19 protein-coding genes and 3 pseudogenes are annotated in these 19,484 nt (G+C 73.3%); 6 read left to right on the forward strand and 16 right to left on the reverse strand.

Going from position 1 to position 19,484, the window contains the following annotated elements; genetic code table 11:
* Window position 1: 1 nt before the first annotated feature.
* The 4 genes from CBP52_RS10040 to CBP52_RS10055 all read right to left on the reverse strand — a co-directional run bounded on the left by CBP52_RS10040 (window position 2) and on the right by CBP52_RS10055 (window position 2,876).
* Window positions 2-829, reverse strand: a complete 828-nt coding sequence (locus tag CBP52_RS10040; RefSeq protein WP_369826350.1) for a cytochrome c biogenesis CcdA family protein — start codon at window positions 827-829, stop codon at window positions 2-4.
* 86 nt (window positions 830-915) lie between these two features.
* A complete protein-coding gene (locus CBP52_RS10045) occupies window positions 916-1,548 on the reverse strand; it encodes a TlpA disulfide reductase family protein (RefSeq protein ID WP_232514432.1) in 633 nt (210 codons plus the stop codon).
* 1 nt (window position 1,549) lies between these two features.
* Window positions 1,550-2,308 (reverse strand): histidine phosphatase family protein, encoded by a 759-nt coding sequence (locus tag CBP52_RS10050; RefSeq protein WP_094180830.1) that lies wholly within the window; start codon window positions 2,306-2,308, stop codon window positions 1,550-1,552.
* Between the two features lie 49 nt (window positions 2,309-2,357).
* Window positions 2,358-2,876 (reverse strand): MarR family winged helix-turn-helix transcriptional regulator, encoded by a 519-nt coding sequence (locus tag CBP52_RS10055; RefSeq protein ID WP_094180831.1) that lies wholly within the window; start codon window positions 2,874-2,876, stop codon window positions 2,358-2,360.
* Between the two features lie 259 nt (window positions 2,877-3,135).
* Here CBP52_RS10055 and CBP52_RS10060 point away from each other — a divergent pair, with 259 nt between their 5' ends.
* Window positions 3,136-3,699: a YceI family protein gene (locus CBP52_RS10060; RefSeq protein ID WP_094180832.1), complete on the forward strand. Its 564-nt coding sequence runs from the start codon at window positions 3,136-3,138 to the stop codon at window positions 3,697-3,699.
* 152 nt (window positions 3,700-3,851) lie between these two features.
* Here the strand turns inward: CBP52_RS10060 and CBP52_RS10065 are convergent, their stop codons facing one another.
* Both CBP52_RS10065 and CBP52_RS10070 read right to left on the reverse strand, forming a co-directional pair.
* A complete protein-coding gene (locus CBP52_RS10065; protein ID WP_094180833.1) occupies window positions 3,852-4,493 on the reverse strand; it encodes a redox-sensing transcriptional repressor Rex in 642 nt (213 codons plus the stop codon).
* 10 nt (window positions 4,494-4,503) lie between these two features.
* Complete coding sequence (locus CBP52_RS10070) at window positions 4,504-4,776, reverse strand: glutaredoxin family protein (RefSeq protein WP_232514433.1); 273 nt, start codon at window positions 4,774-4,776, stop codon at window positions 4,504-4,506.
* Window positions 4,777-4,867: 91 nt separating this feature from the next.
* Between CBP52_RS10070 and CBP52_RS10075 the strand changes: the two genes are divergently transcribed.
* Complete coding sequence (locus CBP52_RS10075; RefSeq protein WP_094180834.1) at window positions 4,868-5,686, forward strand: HAD family phosphatase; 819 nt, start codon at window positions 4,868-4,870, stop codon at window positions 5,684-5,686.
* Between the two features lie 134 nt (window positions 5,687-5,820).
* The gene (locus tag CBP52_RS10080; RefSeq protein ID WP_094180835.1) at window positions 5,821-6,351 is read left to right on the forward strand and encodes an N-acetyltransferase; all 531 of its coding nucleotides are present in this window, start codon (window positions 5,821-5,823) and stop codon (window positions 6,349-6,351) included.
* A 96-nt stretch (window positions 6,352-6,447) separates the two neighbouring features.
* Here CBP52_RS10080 and CBP52_RS10085 read toward each other — a convergent pair whose 3' ends face one another.
* The 3 genes from CBP52_RS10085 to CBP52_RS10095 all read right to left on the reverse strand — a co-directional run bounded on the left by CBP52_RS10085 (window position 6,448) and on the right by CBP52_RS10095 (window position 8,337).
* Complete coding sequence (locus CBP52_RS10085; protein WP_003792170.1) at window positions 6,448-6,546, reverse strand: 30S ribosomal protein bS22; 99 nt, start codon at window positions 6,544-6,546, stop codon at window positions 6,448-6,450.
* 178 nt (window positions 6,547-6,724) lie between these two features.
* Complete coding sequence (locus tag CBP52_RS10090; RefSeq protein WP_094180836.1) at window positions 6,725-6,949, reverse strand: helix-turn-helix domain-containing protein; 225 nt, start codon at window positions 6,947-6,949, stop codon at window positions 6,725-6,727.
* A gap of 212 nt (window positions 6,950-7,161) precedes the next feature.
* Window positions 7,162-8,337: an acetoin utilization protein AcuC gene (locus CBP52_RS10095; RefSeq protein ID WP_094180837.1), complete on the reverse strand. Its 1,176-nt coding sequence runs from the start codon at window positions 8,335-8,337 to the stop codon at window positions 7,162-7,164.
* Between the two features lie 185 nt (window positions 8,338-8,522).
* On the opposite strand from CBP52_RS10095, the gene CBP52_RS10100 reads away from it, so the two are divergent.
* The 3 genes from CBP52_RS10100 (at window position 8,523) to CBP52_RS10110 (ending at window position 11,567) form a co-directional block, all read left to right on the forward strand.
* Entirely contained in the window at window positions 8,523-9,899 is a 1,377-nt protein-coding gene (locus CBP52_RS10100; RefSeq protein ID WP_094180838.1) for a TrkH family potassium uptake protein, read from the forward strand.
* 4 nt (window positions 9,900-9,903) lie between these two features.
* Window positions 9,904-10,599 (forward strand): TrkA family potassium uptake protein, encoded by a 696-nt coding sequence (locus CBP52_RS10105; RefSeq protein WP_094180839.1) that lies wholly within the window; start codon window positions 9,904-9,906, stop codon window positions 10,597-10,599.
* 92 nt (window positions 10,600-10,691) lie between these two features.
* Window positions 10,692-11,567: a PPK2 family polyphosphate kinase gene (locus tag CBP52_RS10110; RefSeq protein WP_232514434.1), complete on the forward strand. Its 876-nt coding sequence runs from the start codon at window positions 10,692-10,694 to the stop codon at window positions 11,565-11,567.
* A 64-nt stretch (window positions 11,568-11,631) separates the two neighbouring features.
* On the opposite strand, the pseudogene CBP52_RS10115 reads toward CBP52_RS10110, so the two are convergent.
* The 7 genes and pseudogenes from CBP52_RS10115 to CBP52_RS10140 all read right to left on the reverse strand — a co-directional run.
* A pseudogene (locus CBP52_RS10115) lies at window positions 11,632-13,749 on the reverse strand (alpha-galactosidase); the annotation flags it as partial.
* 106 nt (window positions 13,750-13,855) lie between these two features.
* Window positions 13,856-14,038, reverse strand: coding sequence for an Ig-like domain repeat protein (locus tag CBP52_RS18715; RefSeq protein WP_369826351.1), 183 nt, complete (start codon window positions 14,036-14,038; stop codon window positions 13,856-13,858).
* A gap of 13 nt (window positions 14,039-14,051) precedes the next feature.
* Window positions 14,052-14,432: pseudogene (locus CBP52_RS18720) on the reverse strand (Ig-like domain repeat protein); the annotation flags it as partial.
* Between the two features lie 82 nt (window positions 14,433-14,514).
* Window positions 14,515-15,567: a hypothetical protein gene (locus tag CBP52_RS10125; protein WP_094180841.1), complete on the reverse strand. Its 1,053-nt coding sequence runs from the start codon at window positions 15,565-15,567 to the stop codon at window positions 14,515-14,517.
* A pseudogene (locus tag CBP52_RS10130) lies at window positions 15,564-16,649 on the reverse strand (ABC transporter permease). Before CBP52_RS10130 ends, CBP52_RS10125 begins: the two are co-directional and overlap by 4 nt.
* Window positions 16,646-18,187 carry a sugar ABC transporter ATP-binding protein gene (locus CBP52_RS10135; RefSeq protein WP_094180842.1) on the reverse strand — a complete coding sequence of 514 codons (1,542 nt, stop codon included), beginning with the start codon at window positions 18,185-18,187 and terminating at the stop codon, window positions 16,646-16,648. Before CBP52_RS10135 ends, CBP52_RS10130 begins: the two are co-directional and overlap by 4 nt.
* Before the next feature lie 228 nt (window positions 18,188-18,415).
* On the reverse strand, window positions 18,416-19,366 hold the full coding sequence (locus CBP52_RS10140) for an ABC transporter substrate-binding protein (protein WP_232514435.1): 951 nt from the start codon (window positions 19,364-19,366) through the stop codon (window positions 18,416-18,418).
* Window positions 19,367-19,484 lie beyond the last annotated feature (118 nt).

A 19,484-nucleotide genomic window follows, 5' to 3' on the forward strand; every position in this document is an offset into this window, starting at 1 on the left:
GTCACACCACCGGCACGAAGTCGTCGGTGAACACGCCCTGCAGCCACTGCGCCCACGTGTCCCACACGCCCGTGACGAGCGCGAGACCGAGCACGACGAGCAGGCCGCCGCCGACCCGCATGATCGCGAGGCGGTGCCGGCGCAGGAAGGACAGCGCACGCGCGGAGCGCTCGACGCCGAGCGCGACCAGCAGGAACGGCAGCCCGAGGCCCACGCAGAACGCGACCGCGAGCAGCGCACCGCGCCCGGCGGACGCCTGGTCGAGCGACAGGCTGTAGATCGCGGCGAGCGTCGGGCCGATGCACGGCGTCCACCCGAGCCCGAACGTCACGCCCAGCAGCGGCGCGCCCCACAGCCCGGCGCGCGGCGCGAGGTGCAGGCGCTTCTCGTACTGCAGGAACGGCACGAGGCCGCAGAACGCCAGGCCCATGAGCACGACGACGACCCCGAGCACGCGCGAGAGCACGTCGGACCACTGGACGAGCGCCGAGCCGAGCGTCCCGGCGAGCACGCCGAACACGACGAACACGAGCGAGAACCCGGCGACGAACAGCCCGACCCCGGCGAGCACACGCGCGCGGGCCGGGTGGCGCCGCGGCGCGTCCTGGTCGGCGCCGACGACCGGCTGCCCGGGCGCGACCCCGCGCACGACGCCACCGGCGACGGCGGACCCGGCCGGCCCGGTCGGCGCACCGGCGCCGAGCCGCGTGCTCGTCGCGCCCGTCATGCCGCCCAGGTAGGCGAGGTAGCCGGGCACGAGCGGGAGCACGCACGGCGACGCGAACGCGACGACGCCCGCGACCACCGCCACGGGCACGGCCAGCAGCAGCGACCCGCTCGCGGCGGTCTGCCCGAACGACCCGCCGGCGGCGAGCACCTGCGTCGACCCCGCGAGCGTGGACAGCGCGCCCGGCGTCACGACGGCACCGGCTCGGCGAGGAGGTCGTCGACGACGGTGCGCAGCGTGGAGGCGTCGAGCAGCCCGACGACGCGCGCGGCGACCTTGCCCTCGCGGTCCAGCACGACGGTCGTCGGGACGGCGTTGAGCGGCACGACGCCCTGCAGCGCGAGCACGCCCTGCCCGCTGGTGTCCTCGAGGCTCGGGTACGGCACGTCGAACGTGCGCTGGAACGCCTGCGCGGCACCGGCCTCGTCGGTCGAGTTCAGCCCCAGGACGCGCACGCCCTGCTCGGCGTACTCGTTCGCGAACGCGACGAGGTCGGGTGCCTCGGCGCGGCACGGCGGGCAGGCGGCGTACCAGGTGTTGAGCACGACGACGTCGCCGCGCCAGGAGGCGACGTCCTGCGCGGTGCCCTCGTAGTCCGTGCCCGCGAGCTCGACGGGGCCCTGGCGGTCGCCCGGGGCCCACGTCTTCGTCGAGCCGTCGCCCGAGACGTATCCGTCGTCCGTGGTGTCGGTGGACTGCTCCTGCGCGGGGCCGCACGCGGCGAGCACCCCGACCAGCCCCGCGACCAGCACGGTGAGCGCGGCGGCGACCAGCGCGCGCGGGGCGCGGCGGGCCGCCCGGGCCCCGGCGAGCGGCGTCACGTCACGCACCTGCCACGGTCGCGGCGCCGGGCAGCAGCGCGGCGGCGGGCTCGGTGTACGTGAGGGCCACGAGCGTGTCGTCCTCGAACGTCAGGCTCGTGAGCGATGCGAGCGAGCACTGGCGGCGGCGCGGGTCGTGCCACAGCCGGCGCTTCTCGAGCGCGAGCCGCGTGACCCACACGGGGAGCTGGTGCGAGACGAGCACGACCTCGTGCCCGCGGGCGAGCTCGCGTGCGGAGTCGACGGCCGCGAGCATGCGGTCGACCTGCTCGCGGTACGGCTCGCCCCAGGACGGCCGGAACGGGTTGCGCAGGTACGGCCAGTGCTCGGGGTGCCGCAGCGAGCCGTCGCCCACGCCGAACGTCCTGCCCTGGAAGTGGTTGTCGGCCTCGATGAGCCGGGGGTCGGTGCCGACCTCGACGCCGAACGCGGCCGCGATGGGCGCGGCGGTCTCCTGCGCGCGCTCGAGCGGCGAGGCGATCACGGCGACGACGTCCCGGCGCGTCCCGGCCAGGGGCCCGGCGCCCGCGGCCTGCGCGAGGGCGCTGCTCGCGACCACGGCGTCGGCGGCGGCGTCCTCGTGCCCCAGCTCGCTGAGCCACTCGCCCTCGTACCGGCGGCCGGACAGGTGCGCGGCGACGAGGCGCGCCATCGCGCGCCCGCGCTCGGACAGGCGGTACCCGGGCAGACGTCCGTAGAGCACGCCGTCGGGGTTGTGCACCTCACCGTGGCGCATCAGGTGGACGGTGGTCGCGACCATGGGAGCCAGTGTCCCTCACGCAGCCGTGTGCTCGGGGCCGGGCCGGGGGTCAGCCGGGGTGAGACGCGCCACCGGACAGGTGCTCGGCGACGGCGTCCATCGCCTCGCCCAGCGCGCGGAACTGCTCGGGGGTGAGCACGTCGACGAGGTGCGCGCGCACCGACCGGACGTGGCTGGGTGCGGCGGCGACGAGGCGCTGCCACCCCTGCTCGGTCATCGTGCAGTTCACGCCGCGCGCGTCGTGCAGGCACTGGTGCCGCTCGACGAGGCCCTGCTCCTCCATGCGCCGGATGGTGTGCGTGAGGCGGCTGCGCGAGTGCGCGAGGCCGGTCGCGATCTCGGACATGCGCATGGTGCGCTCGGGGGCCTCGGACAGGCGCACGAGCACCTCGTACTCGTGGATCGACAGGCCGGTCTCGGCCTCGAGCTCGTGCGCGAGGGTGTCGTTGAGCATCGCGACGCCGTTGCGGTACGCGCGCCAGCTCAGCTGCTCCTCGGCGGTCAGCCACCGCACCTCGTCGGCGGTGGGGGCCGCGGGTGCGGACGTCGTCGGTGTGGTGGTGGCCACGTGTCTCACCTCTCGTGCGGCGCCGTGCTCGGCGGTGTGCGTGCGTGCGTCGTGCGTGCGTCAGGGGCTGCGTCGTCGGGTGCCCGGCGGCTCGCCGGACGAGTGTCCCAGCCGACCGGGTGCACGACGAGTCCCCGGCTGGGTCTTGCGCTCCGCCTCCCACTGTAGTACAACTTTGAACTAGCAGCAGTTGAGAGTTCAACAACTCGACCGACTGCCCGGACCATCCGGCACCACCGACCTCTCAGGGAGAACCACCATGAGCGCCACGACCACCACCGCCCTCCCCGCCGGCCTCACCACGGGCACCTGGGCCATCGACGCCTCGCACACCGAGGCGGCGTTCAGCGTCCGCCACGCGGGCATCTCCAAGGTCCGCGGCACGGTCGCCGTGACCGGCGGCGCCATCACGGTCGGCGAGGACCTCGCCTCGACCTCCGTCACCGCGACGCTCGACCCGTCGACCGTCTCCACGGGCGACGCGAACCGCGACGGCCACCTCAAGAGCGGCGACTTCTTCGACGTGGAGGCGTTCGGCGAGTGGTCGTTCACCTCGACCGCGATCCGTGCCGAGGGCGACGCGTACGTCATCGCCGGCGACCTGACGATCCACGGCGAGACCCGCCCGGTCGAGCTCGCCACCGAGTTCAACGGTGTCGCGGTCGACCCGTTCGGCAACACGCGCGCCGGGTTCGAGTCGTCGGTGACGATCTCCCGCAAGGAGTTCGGCCTGACCTGGAACGCCGCGCTCGAGGCCGGCGGCGTGCTCGTCTCCGACAAGGTCACCATCACGCTCGACGTCTCGGCCATCAAGCAGGCCTGAGCCCGGGCGCCCCAGCGGCGCCCGACCACCGCGGCAGCGCACCCCCTGACGCCGCCGCGTGACCCGCGGGCGGGTCCGGCACCACGCCGGGCCCGCCCGCGGCGTCTGCCCCCGGACGTGCGGCAGCGCGTGCGGTGTCAGCGCGTGCGGTGTCAGCGCGTGCGACGACGCGCGTCGTGGAACGCGAGGATCTGCAGCTCGCTCGCGACGTCCACCTGCCGCACGGTCACGTGCTCGGGCACGTGCAGCGCGCGCGGCGCGAACGTCAGCAGCGCCGTCACCCCCGCGCCGACGAGCGCGTCGCACACGGGCTGCGCGTGCGGCGCCGGGACGGCGATCACCCCGACCGACGCCGACGTACGCCCCACCACGCGGCCGATCGCGTCGGCGGGCTCGACGACGAGCCCCGCGACGGTCGTCCCGACGACCTGCGGATCGGCGTCGACGAGCGCCGCCACCTCGAACCCGCGCTCGGCGAACCCGCCGTAGCTGGCCAGGGCGTGCCCCAGGTATCCGATCCCGACGATGACCACGGCGCGCCGTGTCTGCACGCCCAGCACCTCGCCGAGCTGGCGCTCGAGGTGCGCGACGTCGTACCCCACGCCCCGGCGCCCGTACGAGCCGAGGAACGACAGGTCCTTGCGCAGCTGCGCCGGCGAGACACCCGCGGCCGCCGCGAGCTCCTCGGACGTCACGACCCGCGAGCCGCGCACGGACTCCAGCGCGTGCAGGTACCCGGGCAGGCGGGCGACGGTCGCGTCCGGCGGCTCCGCGCGGTCCGGCGTCGTGCGCACGCCCGTGCCCTCAGCGGGCGGCCAGCGCGCGCCGCAGCCGCGCCGGCTCGATGCGCCAGTACCCCTGCCGCACGCCGTCGACCTCGACCACGGGCACCAGGTCGCCGTACTGCGACAGGTCACGGCCCGGCTCGTCGTCGCGGTCCACGTCGACCTCGCGCCACGCGGTGCCCGCGAGGGACGCCTCGGCGGCGACGACCGCGCGCGCGTCGTCGCACAGATGGCACCCCGCGCGGGAGAACAGGACCACGCGTGCGGTGGTCGTCGGCTCGTCGTCGTGCACGAGCCCGACCCTAGTGCGCGCGGGACCCGCGTGCGGGCGCCTCGGACCGCCGACCCGGCGCGGGCCGCTCGGGGCTGGTTACAGTGACCGGATGCCGGAGCCGACGCACGACCGTGCCGCGGTGGGTGCCGGGCGCACGGCCGCGTTCTTCGACGTCGACAACACCGTGGTGCGCGGCGCGAGCGCGTTCCACCTGGCCGTCGGGCTGTACCGACGAGGGTTCTTCCGGCCGTGGGACCTGCTGCGGTTCACGGGTCACCAGCTGCGCTACCGGCTCGTCGGTGAGGACCGCCGGCAGATCGACCGGCTGCGCGGCGAGGCGCTCGCGATCATGCGCGGGCACTCCGTCGCGGAGGTCACCGCGATCGCGGAGGACGTGTACGACCAGGTGCTGCACCTGCGCCTGTACCCCGGCACTCGCGCGCTGATCGACGCGCACGTCGCGGCCGGCGACGAGGTCTGGTTCGTCACCGCGTCGCCGATGGAGATCGCGGGCCTGCTCGCGCGCCGGCTGGGGACGACGGGGGCGCTCGGGACGGTCGCCGAGGAGGTCGACGGCTTCTACACGGGCCGGCTCGTCGGCGACCTGCTGCACGGCGAGGCGAAGGCACGCGCGGTGCGGGCGCTCGCGGAGCGCACCGGGATCGACCTGGCGCGCTGCGCCGCGTACGGCGACTCGACGAACGACCTGCCGCTGCTGTCCGCGGTCGGGCGCCCGTGCGCGATCAACCCGGACCGTCGCCTGCGGCGGCACGCGGCACGCCAGGGATGGCCCGTGCGCGACTTCCGGCCCGCACGGCGCTCGCTCACGCGCGGGGTCCGCGCCGCCACCGTGGCGGGCGCGGTGTGGGCGACCGCCGTCTCGGCGCGGGCCGCCCGGCGCGGGCTGACGCGACACGCCGGAGGCTGAGGAGCCGTTCCGCGCGGTCCCGGCAGGGCGGAGGTCGGACGAACACGCGCCGGACGTCACGACGTGGCCCGGCCTGGGTGCCAGCGCCCTTCCCGGGCCCCGGAGGCACCCCGCGAGCGTCCTAGGGTTCCTCCGTGACAACCGTTCGCCGCGCGCGGCTCGACGACCTCGCCGCTCTCGCCGACCTGGCAGCCGTGACGTTCCCGCTCGCCTGCCCCCCGGGGTCGACGCCCGAGGACCAGCGGGCGTTCGTCGAGACCGTGCTGTCGCACACCGCGTTCGAGGGCTACCTCGCGGACGGCAGGCGCACGGTGCTCGTCGCGCACGACGAGGCGGGCACGCTCGAGGGCTACACGATGCTGGTCGCCGGCATGCCCGCGGACTCCGACGTGCGCTCCGCGCTGTCGCTGTGGCCGACCGCCGAGCTGTCCAAGTGCTACGTGCACCCCGACCGCCACGGGCGGGGCGTGGCCGACGCGCTGATGACCGCGACCCTCGCCGACGCGCGCGGCCGCCACGCGCTCGGGTGCTGGCTGGGCGTGAACCAGCTCAACGCGCGCGCGCAGCGGTTCTACGAGCGCCACGGCTTCCTGCGGGTCGGCACCAAGCACTTCCGCGTGGGGTCCCGCATCGAGGACGACTTCGTCCTCGAGCGCGCGCTCTGAGACATCCCGCTCGGGCGTCCGAGGCGCCGGGACAGACAGCGAGGGCCCGGCCGGACGGCCGAGCCCTCGCTCACGCGCTGCCGGAGCAGCGGGTGGTCACTTCTTGTTGCGACGCTGGTGACGCGTCTTGCGCAGCAGCTTGCGGTGCTTCTTCTTGGCCATCCGCTTGCGGCGCTTCTTGATGACGGAGCCCATGGGTCCACTCTCGCTTCCGGTGGGGCCCGCGGCAGCGGACCTGTGCTGGTCGTTCGACGCGCGGTCGCCCGGTCAGGGCTCACGGCCGTGCTCGCGCACGGCCGCCCGCACAAGGAAAGTCCGAGGGCCTACCTTACGCGATGACGGCCGGTGCCCGCGACGTGCGTCGGACAGGACGTCAGGAGGAGCGGCGCTCGGTGTCCTGCTCGGGGGTCACGCTCGACATCGACGAGCGCAGGTAGGCGTCGAGCGCGTCCTGCGGGACGCGGAACGAGCGGCCCACGCGCACGCCCGGCAGCTCGCCGGAGTGGAGCAGACGGTAGACCGTCATCTTGGAGACGCGCATGACGTCCGCGACCTCCACGACGGTCAGGTAGCGCACGCGGCCCGGCTGGTCGCTCATCGGTGCGGATCGTCCTCCTGGGGCGCCCTGCGGCACCCGTCCCCCGGTGCTCACGCGCCGGCCCTGTGACCCGTCGTCGACGGGCTGGCCCAACCTTAGTGGCGCCTGGGACAGGAGTGAAAGGGGTGACGGGTGTGACGACCGGTCTGCCCGGATCCCTCCCACCCGGGCGTCTGACCAGCACGAGCGCCGCGACGCGCTCGGCAGGCCGGTCACTCGTGGTGGACGTCCAGACCCAGCAGGGGGAACACCTCGGCCCGGGTCGCCCGGATCGCCCGGTCGACCTCGTCGGCCGGGTCGAAGCCCGACTCCCAGGTGCGGAACGCCGGCACCGCACCGTCGGACATCGACACCGGCCCCTCGCGCCCGAAGTCCCGCGCGACCCGGTCGCGCCACGCCTGCGGGACCACCCGGTCCGGGTCGACCGGCCGGTGCGCCGCGACGGCGAGCAGGTGCGCCCACGCGCGCGGCACGACGTCCACCACGGCGTACCCGCCGCCGCCCAGCGCGACCCACCGGCCGTGCGCCACCTCGTGCGCGAGGTCGTGCAGCCGCTGCGCCACGAGCCGCTGCGCGTCCACCGTCACCCGCAGGTTGCTCAGCGGGTCCATGCGGTGCGTGTCGCACCCGTGCTGCGTGACCAGCACGTCGGGGCCGAACGCGTGCAGCACCGGGGGGACGACCGCGTCGATCGCACGCAGCCAGCCCGCGTCCGACGTGCCCGCCGGCAGCGGCAGGTTCACCACCGAGCCCTCGGCGTGCCGCCCGCCCGTCTCGTACGCGTGGCCCGAGCCCGGGAACAGCGTCCGGCCCGACTCGTGCACCGAGACCGTCAGGACGCGCGGGTCGTCCCAGAACACCGCCTGCACGCCGTCGCCGTGGTGCGCGTCGACGTCGACGTACGCCACTCGCTCCGCGCCCGCGTCGAGCAGCGCACGGATCGCGACCGCCGCGTCGTTGTAGACGCAGAACCCCGACGCGGCGCCCGGCATCGCGTGGTGCAGGCCGCCCGCGATGTTCACCGCGTGGTCGGTCTCGCCGCGCCACACCGCGAGCGCCCCGTCGAGGGTGCCCTGCACCGCGCGCGCGGACGCCTCGTGCATGCCCGGGAAGATCGGGTCGTCGCGCGTGCCCAGGCCGCGGGCCTCGTCGCGCACGCCCTCGTCGGCCGCGCGCCGCACCGCCGCGACGTACGCGGCCTCGTGCACCGTGGTCAGCAGCTCGTCCGGCGCGAGCTGCGCGGCGACGACGTCGACGTGCTCGAGCAGGCCGAGCTCGCCCGCCAGGTCGATCGTCAGGGCGAGCCGTGCGGGCGACATCGGGTGCCCCGTGCCGAAGTCGTAGCGGAGCATCTCGGGCGCCCACTCCACGCGCGGCCGCGGCGTCATGACCACACCCAAACACCGAACCGGCGCGGTGTCGAACGCCCGTGCCGCGTCCCCCGGCGTCCCGCGGCGGCGCGTGGCGGCAGGCCGGACGCGCGCGGGCGCGTCGCGGACCGCGCGCGGCCCAGGTGCGCGCAACGTGCCAGAGTGTGCGATGCACGCTGGTCGGGACGAGCTCGGGAGGTGGGATGGCGCGCAGCGGCCCCGGCGTCGCGTGGCGCGCGCGTGAGCTCGTCGACCGGTCCGCGCGCCAGTCGCCCGCCCGCCTCGCGCTCGGCGTGTTCGCCGCGGTGATCGCGCTCGTCACGGTGCTGCTGTCCGCGCCGTGGGCGACCGCGTCCGGGCACCGCGCCCCGTTCGTCGACGCCCTGTTCACCGCGACGTCCGCGAGCACCGTCACCGGTCTCGTCGTGGTCCCCACCGGCGAGTACTGGTCGACATGGGGGCTCGTCGTCATCCTCGTCGCGATCAAGATCGGCGGCCTGGGCGTGATGACGCTCGCGTCGCTGCTGGGCATGGCGGTCTCGCGGCGCATCGGCCTCACGCAGCGCCTGCTGGTCTCGTCGGAGACCAAGTTCACGCGGCTCGGCGAGGTCGGCTCGCTCGTGCGCACCGTCATCGTGACCTCGACGACCCTCGAGGTCGCGATCTCGCTCGTCCTGCTCCCCCGCTTCCACATGTACGACGAGTCGTGGGGCACGGCCGCGTGGCACGCGATCTTCTACGGCGTCTCGTCGTTCAACAACGCCGGGTTCGTGCCGACGCCCGAGGGGCTCGCGCCGTTCATCTCCGACTGGTGGGTGCTGCTGCCGATCATCGTCGGCGTGTTCATCGGGTCGCTCGGCTTCCCCGTGATCCTCAACGTCGCCAGGAACCTGCGCGAGCCGCGGCGGTGGAGCCTGCACGCCAAGCTGACGATCACGACGAGCCTCGCGCTCGTCGTCGCGGGCTCCGTGCTCGTCGCCGCGTTCGAGTGGACGAACCCGAGCACGTTCGCGCCCATCGACGCGTCGGGCACCGCGCTCGCGTCCCTGTTCGCGGGCGTCATGCCCCGCTCGGCGGGCTTCTCCACGGTCGACGTGGGCCAGATGCACGAGTCGACCTGGCTGCTCATGGACGCGCTCATGTTCGTCGGTGGCGGCTCGGCCTCGACCGCCGGCGGTATCAAGGTGACGACGCTCGCGGTCATGCTGCTCGCGATCGTCGCGGAGGCCCGCGGCGACCGGGACGTCGAGGCGTACGGCCGGCGCATCCCGCGCGACGCGCTCCAGGTCGCGATCGCGGTCTCGCTCATCTCCGCGACGTTCGTGCTCATCGCCTCGCTGCTGCTGCTCGCGATGACGGGGCTGCGCCTCGACGTCGTGCTGTTCGAGGTCATCTCCGCGTTCGCGACGTGCGGGCTGTCGACCGGCATCACGCCGGACCTGCCCGACGCCGCCAAGTACGTGCTCACCGTCCTGATGTTCATCGGCCGGACCGGCACCATGACGCTTGCGGCCGCGCTCGCGCTGCGCAACCGTCGTCGGGTCATCCGGCTGCCGGAAGAGAGGCCGATCATTGGCTGAGACCATGCGCGACGCACGCGCAGGCACGCAGGGCGCCCCGCGCACCCCCAAGAAGGACTCGGGTGTGCTCGTCATCGGGCTGGGCCGGTTCGGGTCCGCGATCGCGGCGACGCTGGACCGGCTCGGGCAGGACGTGCTCGCGGTCGAGCGCAGCCCCGAGCTCGTGGCCCAGTGGGCGGGGCGCATCGCGCTCGTCGAGGCCGACGCGGCCAACCCCGAGGCGCTCGAGCAGCTCGGCGCGCGGGACTTCCCGGTCGCGGTCGTCGGCGTCGGGTCCTACCTCGAGGCGTCGGTGCTCATCACGGGCAACCTCGTCGACATCGGCATCCCCCAGATCTGGGCGAAGGCGGTCTCCAACGAGCACGCGCGCATCCTGCAGCGCATCGGCGCGCACCACGTGGTGCTGCCCGAGGCGGACGCGGGCTCGCGCGTCGCGCACCTCGTCTCCGGCAAGCTGCTCGACTACATCGAGGTCGAGGACGGCTTCACGGTCGTCAAGATGCGCCCGCCGAAGGAGACGCAGGGCTTCACGCTCGCGCAGTCGAAGATCCGCGAGCGGTACGGGGTCACGGTGGTCGGCGTGAAGTCGCCCGGTACCGAGTTCGTCTACGCGACCCCCGAGACCCGCATCTCGCAGAACGACATCATCATCGTCTCGGGTCACGCCGACCTCCTCGAGCGGTTCGCCGCCCGCCCCTGACGAGGTCTCGCGCGGCACGCCGTGCGCCGATAGCATCCGAGCGCGGGGCACGCCCCGCGTCCCATCGCTCGCCGACGAGAGAGGCGGTCCCCGTGGCCAAGCGGCCGTCGGACGACGAGGTGCGCGAGCGCCTCGACCACGTGGCCGAGGCCCTGCGCGCCGTCCCGGGGCGGTCCGTCACGGAGCTCGACCCCGCCTCCACGCCCGGGTACACCCGCGGCAAGCAGGAGGGGCACTCGACCCTCGAGGCCATCGGCGGGCAGCTGTCCGACCTGCAGGAGCGGCTGTTCGCGGAGGGCCGCACCGGGGGCACACGCTCCGTGCTCGTCGTCCTCCAGGGGCTCGACACGGCCGGCAAGGGCGGCATCGCGCGGCACGTGCTCGGCCTGGTCGACCCGCAGGGCGTCGCGCTGCGCGGCTTCGGCCGCCCGACGCCCGAGGAGCTCGAGCACCACTTCCTGTGGCGCATCCGCAACGCGCTCCCGCCCGCCGGGCGGATCGGCCTGTTCGACCGTTCGCACTACGAGGACATCCTCGTCCCGCACGCGTCGGGCACGGCGGACGCCGCCGAGCTCGACCGGCGGTTCGCCGAGATCGAGGCGTTCGAGCGTGACCTCGTCGCGAACGGCACGACGGTCGTCAAGGCCGTCCTGTGGGTCTCGCGCGACGAGCAGTACACGCGCCTGCACGAGCGGCTCGAGCGCCCCGACAAGCACTGGAAGTACGCGCCGCACGACGTGGACGTGCGCCTGCAGCGCCCCGCGTACGAGGCCGCGTACGACGAGGTGCTCGCACGCTCGTCGTACGACGTGGCGCCCTGGTACCTGGTGCCCGCGGACCACAAGTGGTACGCCCGCCTGGCCGTGAGCGCGCTGCTGCTGCGTGCGCTGCTCGACCTCGACCTGACCTGGCCGCAGCCGTCGTTCGACGTGGCCACCGAGCTCGCGCGTCTGGAAGCCACCCGCTGACGCGCGCACGGATGTCAGCTGGCCGGCACAACGGGGTGTCGACCAGCTGACTGCCCCGCCCCGCGACGCGCGTGGTGGTGAGCAGGACCGCGTGGTCGACCTCGACCGCGGGCGCCGCGACGCCGACCGTCGCGAGCACGTGGCCCGTCAGCCGGACGGGTGCCGACCACCAGGCCGGGCGGTCCCACGTGCTGTGCGGCGCGTACGGGCCGTGCGGCGCGACCTCGTACAGCGCGTCCGGGTCGAGGCCCGGCAGCCGGACGCGCCCGGGCGGCCACGTCGCGGGCCGTTCGCGCTGGACGAGCGCGTACAACGCCCGCGCACGGTCGGGGGCGACCACGCCGTGCACCCACAGCCCGGCGGACGGCGCCTCGTCCCGCACGACGACCCCCGTGTGCAGCAGGGCGCGCTCGGACCGGTACAGCGCGACCCATTCGGCGAGCTCCGCGCGCTCGTCGTCGGACGCGGCCGCGAGGTCCCACTCGATGCCGAACGAGCCGAGCAGCGCGGTGGACGCGCGGAACGACAGGTCGAGCGCCCGACCGGTGGTGTGCGCCCGGGCCGCACCGACGTGCGACCCGACGAGCTCGGGGGGCAGGAGCTGCGCGGTCCACCGCTGGATCTCGTGCCGCTCGCGCGCGTCGATGCAGTCCGACGCCCACACGCGGTCGGTGCGCTCGAGGATCCCCAGGTCGACGCGTGCGCCGCCCGACGAGCACGACTCGATCTCGAGCCCCGGGCAGTCGGCGCGGATCGCGTCGAGCAGCGCGTACACCGCGGCGGTCTGGGCGTGCACGCCCGCGGCGCCGCTCGCCCCGCCCGCCTCGACGAGGTCACGGTTGTGGTCCCACTTCACGTAGTCGAGGCCGAGCTCGCGCACCAGGCTCACGACGCGCTCGCGCAGGTACGCCGCGACCTGCGGCCGTGCGACGTCGAGCACCTGCTGGTGGCGCACGAGCGGCGGGGTACGGCCCGGCACCTGCAGGACCCACTCGGGGTGCGCCCGCGCGAGGTCGGAGTCGGGGTTGACCATCTCCGGCTCGAACCACAGCCCGAGCTGCATGCCGAGGCCGTGCACGTGCTTCGCGAGCGCCCGCAGGCCGTCGGGCCACACGTCCTCGTCGACGTACCAGTCCCCCAGGCCCGCCGTGTCGTCCCGACGGCCGCGGAACCAGCCGTCGTCCACGACGAACCGCTCGACGCCGACCGACGCCGCGAGGTCCGCGAGCTCGCGCAGCCGCGGCAGCGAGTGGTCGAAGTACACGGCCTCCCACACGTTGAGGGTCACGGGTCGCGGCGTGCGCGGGTGGTGCGGGCGGGCCCGCAGCAGCGCGTGGAACCGGCCCGCGAGCGCGTCGAGCCCGTCGCCGTACGTGCCGTACAGCCACGGGGAGGTGTAGGCCTGCCCGGGCGCGAGCCGCACCTCACCCGGCAGGAGCAGCTCGCCGCCGCCGAGCAGGCGCGTGCCGTCGGGCATCAGCTCGGCCTGCGTGCGGTGGTTGCCGGACCACGCGACGTGCACGCCCCACGCCTCCCCGCGCCGGAAGTCCGTGCCGGGCTCGGCCGCGACGAGCACGAGCGTCGCGTCCGCGCCCGTGCGCCCGCGCCGGCCCTCGCGCACGTGCGTGCCGACCGTGAACGCGTGCCGCTGGGGCGTGCGCTCCTTGCCCCACCGGCCCGCGAGGTCGACGATCTCGGCGGCGTGCGCGGGGACCGGCAGCGCGGGCTGCAGCGCGTCGAGCGTGTACGTGCCCGCGCCCGTGTTGGTGAGCGTCGCGCGCGTGCGCACCACGCCCTGCGGCGTGAGCTCGACGACGAGCTCGAGGTCCAGCCCCGCGTCCTCGTCGGCCGCCTGCACCCGGACGGTCCCCCCGGCCGGCGCCACGTCGAGGGACGACGAGCGCACGACGAACGACGGCGACCACGCGAGCCCGTCCCGGTGCCCCGCGACGCCGGGCGTCCCGAGCCACGCCTCGGCCTGGCCCGGCAGCACCGTCACCGGCACCGGCTCGTCGACCTGCGCACCCGCGCGCGGCGGCGCCCACGCACGCGCGAGCTCGGCCGCGGCGTCGGCGTCCAGGCCGTCCCCCAGGTCCCGCCCCCAGTGCAGGACGTGCGGCAGGCGGTCGTCGGTCGCGGTCAGCAGCAGGCTCACGCCCGCCGCGCGCAGGTGCACGAGCATGCGCCCATCCAACCAACCGACCCCGTGCCCGCGTCGCGCCGCGCCGGTACACCGACGGGCCGCGTCCGCCCCTGTGCGGAGGGGTGGACACGGCCCGTCGGGCGGGTCAGCGCGGGTTCACGACGAGCGTCGTGCCTCCGGTCGACCCGGTGATGGTCGTCGACCCGCCGTAGGTCGCCGACACCGCGTAGGTGCCCCTGGCGAGCTTCGGCAGGGTCACCGTGACGACGCCGCTGCGCAGCGTGCCGGTGACCTTCGCGACGACCGTGGTCCCCTTCCTGACGGTCACGGTGCGTGCCCACCGCGAGCCCGCGCAGGCGGAACGACGCGGCGCCGCCCGAGAGGGTCGTCGTCCCGAGGTTCCTCGAGCCCTCGAGGACGCGCACCTTGCCGGTCGGGGTGCCCTTGGTGGACGTGACCTTCACGGTCACGGCGACGGGGCGGCCGTACTTCACGGGCGTCGTCGCGAGTGCGACCGTGCGGGTCGCGACGGGCACCGAGCCCGCGACCGGGACCGTGACCCCGTTGACGACCTCGACGTTGCCCGCGACGTCGAGCGCGCGGTACTGGACGACGGTCGCCGCCGAGCCGATCGTGAGCGGAGACGTCCACGCCGTCCACGCGCCGGTGCCGATCCGGTACTCGGTGCGCGCCACGCCCGACGTCTCGTCCGCCGCGCGCACGGCTGCGCCGTGCGCTCAGCCGTACCGTGCGGGGTGGACGCGACGGGCGCGGGACCACGTCGTCCCGCGCCCGTCGTGTCCCCTAGTTCCGTCTCGCGACGAGGACGCGCTGCAGCAGCACGAAGCCGAGCAGGATCGCGCCGATGAGGATGCGGTTCCACCAGGGCTCGAGGCCCTCGCGGTTGCAGACCACCAGGATCAGGCCGTACAGCGTCACGCCCGCGAACGTGCCGAGCACGTAGCCGACGCCACCGGTGAGCAGCGCGCCACCGATGACGACCGACGCGATCGCGTCGAGCTCCATGCCGACGCCCGACAGGTTGTAGCCGGACTTCGTGTAGAAGGCGAACAGGATGCCGCCGATGCCGGCGCACGTGCCCGACACGACGTAGACCCACATCTTCGTCGCGCCCGGCCGCAGACCCATCAGGCCCGCCGCCTGCCCGCCGTCGCCCGCGCCCAGCCCGTACACCGTGCGACCGAACCGCGTGTAGTGCAGCAGGTACACCGCGGCCAGCAGCACCACGGCCGCGATGATCATCGACAGGTTGACGTACCAGATGTCGGGACGCTCACCGAACTTGATCTTCCAGGACGCCAGCTTCTCGAAGCCCGGGTCCTTGATGCCGATCGACGTGGTCCCGATCATGTTCGCCAGCCCGCGGGCCAGGAACAGACCCGCGAGCGACGCGATGAACGGTTGGATGCGGAAGTACTGGACCATCACGCCGATCAGCGAGCCGATCGCCGTCCCGACGAGCACGCCCACCACGAGCACCACCGGCAGCGGTACCCCGTTGAGCAGCAGCTTCGCCACCACCAGGCCGACGAGCGCCACCACGCCACCCACCGACAGGTCGATGCCGCCGGAGATGATGACGAACGTCATGCCGATCGCGAGCACCAGCAGGTACGAGTTGTCGATGAACAGGTTGGAGAACAGCCGCATGCTGATGAAGCTGCGGTCGTCCGTGCTGTAGCGCAGCTGGCCCACCACGAGGAGCAGCAGCAGCGTCGCCACCGTGCCCGCCGTCGGCAGGTACCGGCGGTCCAGCAGCCGCTTCCAGCGCGCGTCCGGCGCGCCGGCCGGCCTCTTCCTCGTCGGCAGCTTCTCCGACACCGTCTGCGCGGTCACGCCGCCACCTCCACCTTCTTGGCCGCCGACGGGCCACCCGGAAGACGCGGCACACGCCGCAGGCCCGACAGCTCACGCAGACGCTCGGAGCCGGCGATGCAGATCGCGATGACCACGATCGCCTTGAACAGGTCCTTCGACTCCGACGGCAGGTGGAAGATGATCACCGCACGGTCGAGCGTCGTCAGGATGAGCGCACCGACGATCGTGCCCGCGAGGGAGAACTTGCCGCCGTCGAGCTTGGTGCCGCCGATGACGACCGCCATGATCGCGTTGAGCTCCATGAGCTGGCCGATGTTGTTCGCGTCGGCCGCCATCGTCGGCGCGCCGTAGACCAGGCCCGCGAGGCCGGCCAGGACGCCGCAGATCACGTACACGAGCCACGTGATGTTGCGCGACCGCACGCCCGCCATGTGGCTCGCGGTGCGGTTGATGCCGATCGACTCCAGCAGCATGCCGAGCGCCGTGCGCCGCACGACGACCGCGACGACCGCGAACACGACCGCCCCGATCACCACGGGCGTCGGGATGCCCAGCACGAAGCCTGACCCGATCGACTTGAACGGTGCCGAGTGCGTCGTCGTGATCTACCCGCTCGTGAACGCGAGCGCGATACCGCGGCCCGCGACGAGGATGATCATCGTCGCGATGAACGGTTGGATGCCCAACCCGGCGACGAGGAACCCGTTGAACGCCCCGACGACCGCCGCGACCGCGAGCGCGATCGCGATCGCCGACAGCGCGACCGTCGCGTTCTCGCCGTTGCCCGAGCTGTCGATGTACGTCAGGGCCACCGACAGCGAGATCGCCATCACTGCGCCGACCGACAGGTCGATGCCACCGGTCGCGATCACGAGGCACATGCCCAGGGCGAGCAGCAGGAACGTCACCGAGTTGCGCGTGATGTCGACGAGCTGGCCGAACAGGTGCCCGTCGACGACCTTGATGTCGAGGAAGCCGGGGCTCACGATCCCGCACGCGACCCACAGCGCGACGAGCGCGAGCACGGGCCAGAACAGGTGGTGCCGCGTGACCCGCGTGAGCCACGCGAGCCCCGAGGTCTGGACGGTTCCGGTCATCATGCTGCGTCACTCCCGCTCGCTGCGATGGTCTCGAGGACCGTGGACGAGGTCACGTCGGGGCCGTTGACGAGCTCGCCGACCTTCTCGCGGTCGCGCAGCACGACGAGGCGGTGCGACAGGCGCAGCACCTCCTCCAGCTCGGAGGAGATGAACACGACGCCCATGCCCTGCGACGCGAGCTCGACGACGAGGCGTTGGATCTCGGCCTTCGCGCCGATGTCGATGCCGCGCGTCGGCTCGTCGAGGATGATCAGCTTCGGCGACGTCGCGAGCCAGCGCGCCAGCAGCACCTTCTGCTGGTTGCCGCCCGACAGGTTCTTGATGAGCATGTTCGGGTTCGGCGGCTGGATGTTCAGGGCCGTCATGTAGTGGTCGACGACGTCGTCGAGCTCCTTGGCGGGGATCCGCCGCCAGATGCCGCGGTTCGCCTGGATCGCGAGGGCGATGTTCTCGCGGACCGTGAGGTCCCCGATGATCCCCTCCTTCTTGCGGTCCTCGGTCGAGTACGCCACACCGTTCTTGAGCGAGGACAGCGGCGCGGCCGAGCGCACCTGCTCGCCGAACACCGTCAGCTCGCCCGCGTCGGGCTTGTCCGCGCCGTACAGCAGGCGCGCGAGCTCGGTCCGGCCCGAGCCCAGCAGACCCGCGAAGCCGACGATCTCGCCCTCGTAGACCTCGAGGTCCACCGGCTCGACCGAGCCCGAGCGGCCCAGCCGCACCGCGCTCAGCAGGGGCGTGCCGCGCTCGTCGTCGTGCGCGACGCGCTGCGGGCCCGCCTCGATCGCCGCGAGCTCGTCGCTCGCACGGCCCAGCATCTTCGAGATGAGCTCGATGCGCGGCAGCTCCGCGGTGAGGTACTCCCCCACGAACCGCCCGTTGCGCAGGATCGTCATCCGGTCGCTGATCTCGTAGATCTGCTCGAGGAAGTGCGAGACGAACAAGATGGCCACGCCGCTGTCCCGCAGCTGGCGCACGACCGTGAACAGCTCCGCGACCTCCGCCTTGTCGAGGCTCGAGGTCGGCTCGTCGAGGATCAGCACCTTCGCGTCGACGACCATCGCGCGTGCGATCGAGCACAGCTGCTGCACCGCGATCGAGTGCGAGCTCAGCTGCGACAGCGGGTCGATGTCGAGGTTGAGGCGCGCGAGGTACTCCTTGGCCTTGCGCCGCGTCGCGGACCAATTGATGAACGGTCCGACGCGGACCTCGTGCCCGAGCATCACGTTCTCGGCGACCGAGAGGTTCCCGCAGAGGTTGACCTCCTGGTACACCGTGCTGATGCCGGCGGCCTGCGCCTCGGCGGTCGAGTGGAAGCGGTGCGGCTCGCCCGCGACGCGGATCTCGCCGGCGTCGACCTGGTAGACGCCCGTGAGCGCCTTGATCATGGTCGACTTGCCCGCACCGTTCTCACCCATGAGTGCGTGGACCTCACCCGGCCGGAGCGTGAGGTCGACACCGTCGAGGGCCCGCACACCGGGGAACTCGATGGTGATCCCACGCATCTGCACGACGGGGGCGGAGTCGGACGTGAGGGACATCGTTGGTCATCCGTCCTGCTGAGGGGCCGCCGAGGGCGGCGACGTGGTGCCGTGCACCGTGCCGAGCGGCCGGGCCGCGGGGCGGTGCACTCCTTGCGACGACGCGCCGTGCGGCGGGGCGGGGGGCCCCGCCGCACGGCTGTGGTGGTGTCACCGGCACGCGGCCCGCGTCAGCGGTCCGGGCCCGTGCCTCGAGCCGGCGTCGGCGGCTCGGTCGTGCTGCTCGCCTCAGTACAGGCGCGCGTCGACCTCGTCCTGCGTGATGCTCTGGTCGAACGTCTTGTCGACGACGATGGTCTCCTTCGGGACGTCGTCACCGGCGTGGACCTTCTTGATCGCGTCGACGATCTGGTCGCCGAACACCGGGTTGCACTCGACGACGAAGTTGAACTTCTTGTCGACGAGCGCCTGCAGGCCGTCGCGCACACCGTCGACCGTGACGATGACGATGTCCTTGCCCGGGACCTTGCCGGCGTTCTCGATCGCCTCGATCGCACCCAGGCCCATGTCGTCGTTGTGCGCGAAGAGCAGGTTCATGTCGGGGTACGCCTGCAGCGCGGCCTCCATCGCGGCCTTGCCCTCGGCGCGCGTGAAGTTGCCCGACGCCTTGCCGATGATCTTGTCCGCACCGACCGTCTCGTCGAAGCCGGCCTCACGGTCGACCTGCGCACCCGAGCCGAGCGTGCCCTGCATCTCGAAGATCTTGGCGTCGGGGTAGTTCTCCTTGACCCACTCGCCGGCCTTCACGCCCTCCGAGTGGAAGTCCGCGCCGATCCAGGTGACGTACGGGTCCTCGACCGTGGTGTCGACCGTGCGGTCCACGAGCACGACCGGGATCTCGGCGTCCTTGATCTCCTGCAGGACCTCGTCCCAGCCGGTCTCGACGACCGGCGAGAACGCGATGACGTCGACGCCCTGGTCGATGAAGTCGCGCAGGGCCTTGATCTGGTTCTCCTGCTTCTGCTGCGCGTCGGAGAACGTCAGGTCGATCCCGTTCTCCTTGGTGAGCGAGGCCTTGACCGACTCCGTGTTGGCCGTCCGCCAGCCCGACTCGGCGCCCAGCTGCGAGAAGCCGACCTTGATCAGGTCGCCGTCGCCGCCCTTCGCACCCGTGTCGCCGTCACCGTCGCCGTCGCCGCCGCTGCTGCAGGCAGCCAGACCGAGCGAGAGAACGGCCACGGTCGCGGCGATGCCGCGTGCCCGGAACTTCTTGCTGACCGTGCTTTCTCCTCCTCGAGAAACCAGTCGTGCCCAGCACGTCTGTGTGGCCTCACCGGCCGGTCGCACCGTCGCGATC

It is taken from the genome of Cellulomonas sp. PSBB021 (genome assembly GCF_002240455.1).
Taxonomy (GTDB): domain Bacteria; phylum Actinomycetota; class Actinomycetes; order Actinomycetales; family Cellulomonadaceae; genus Cellulomonas; species Cellulomonas uda.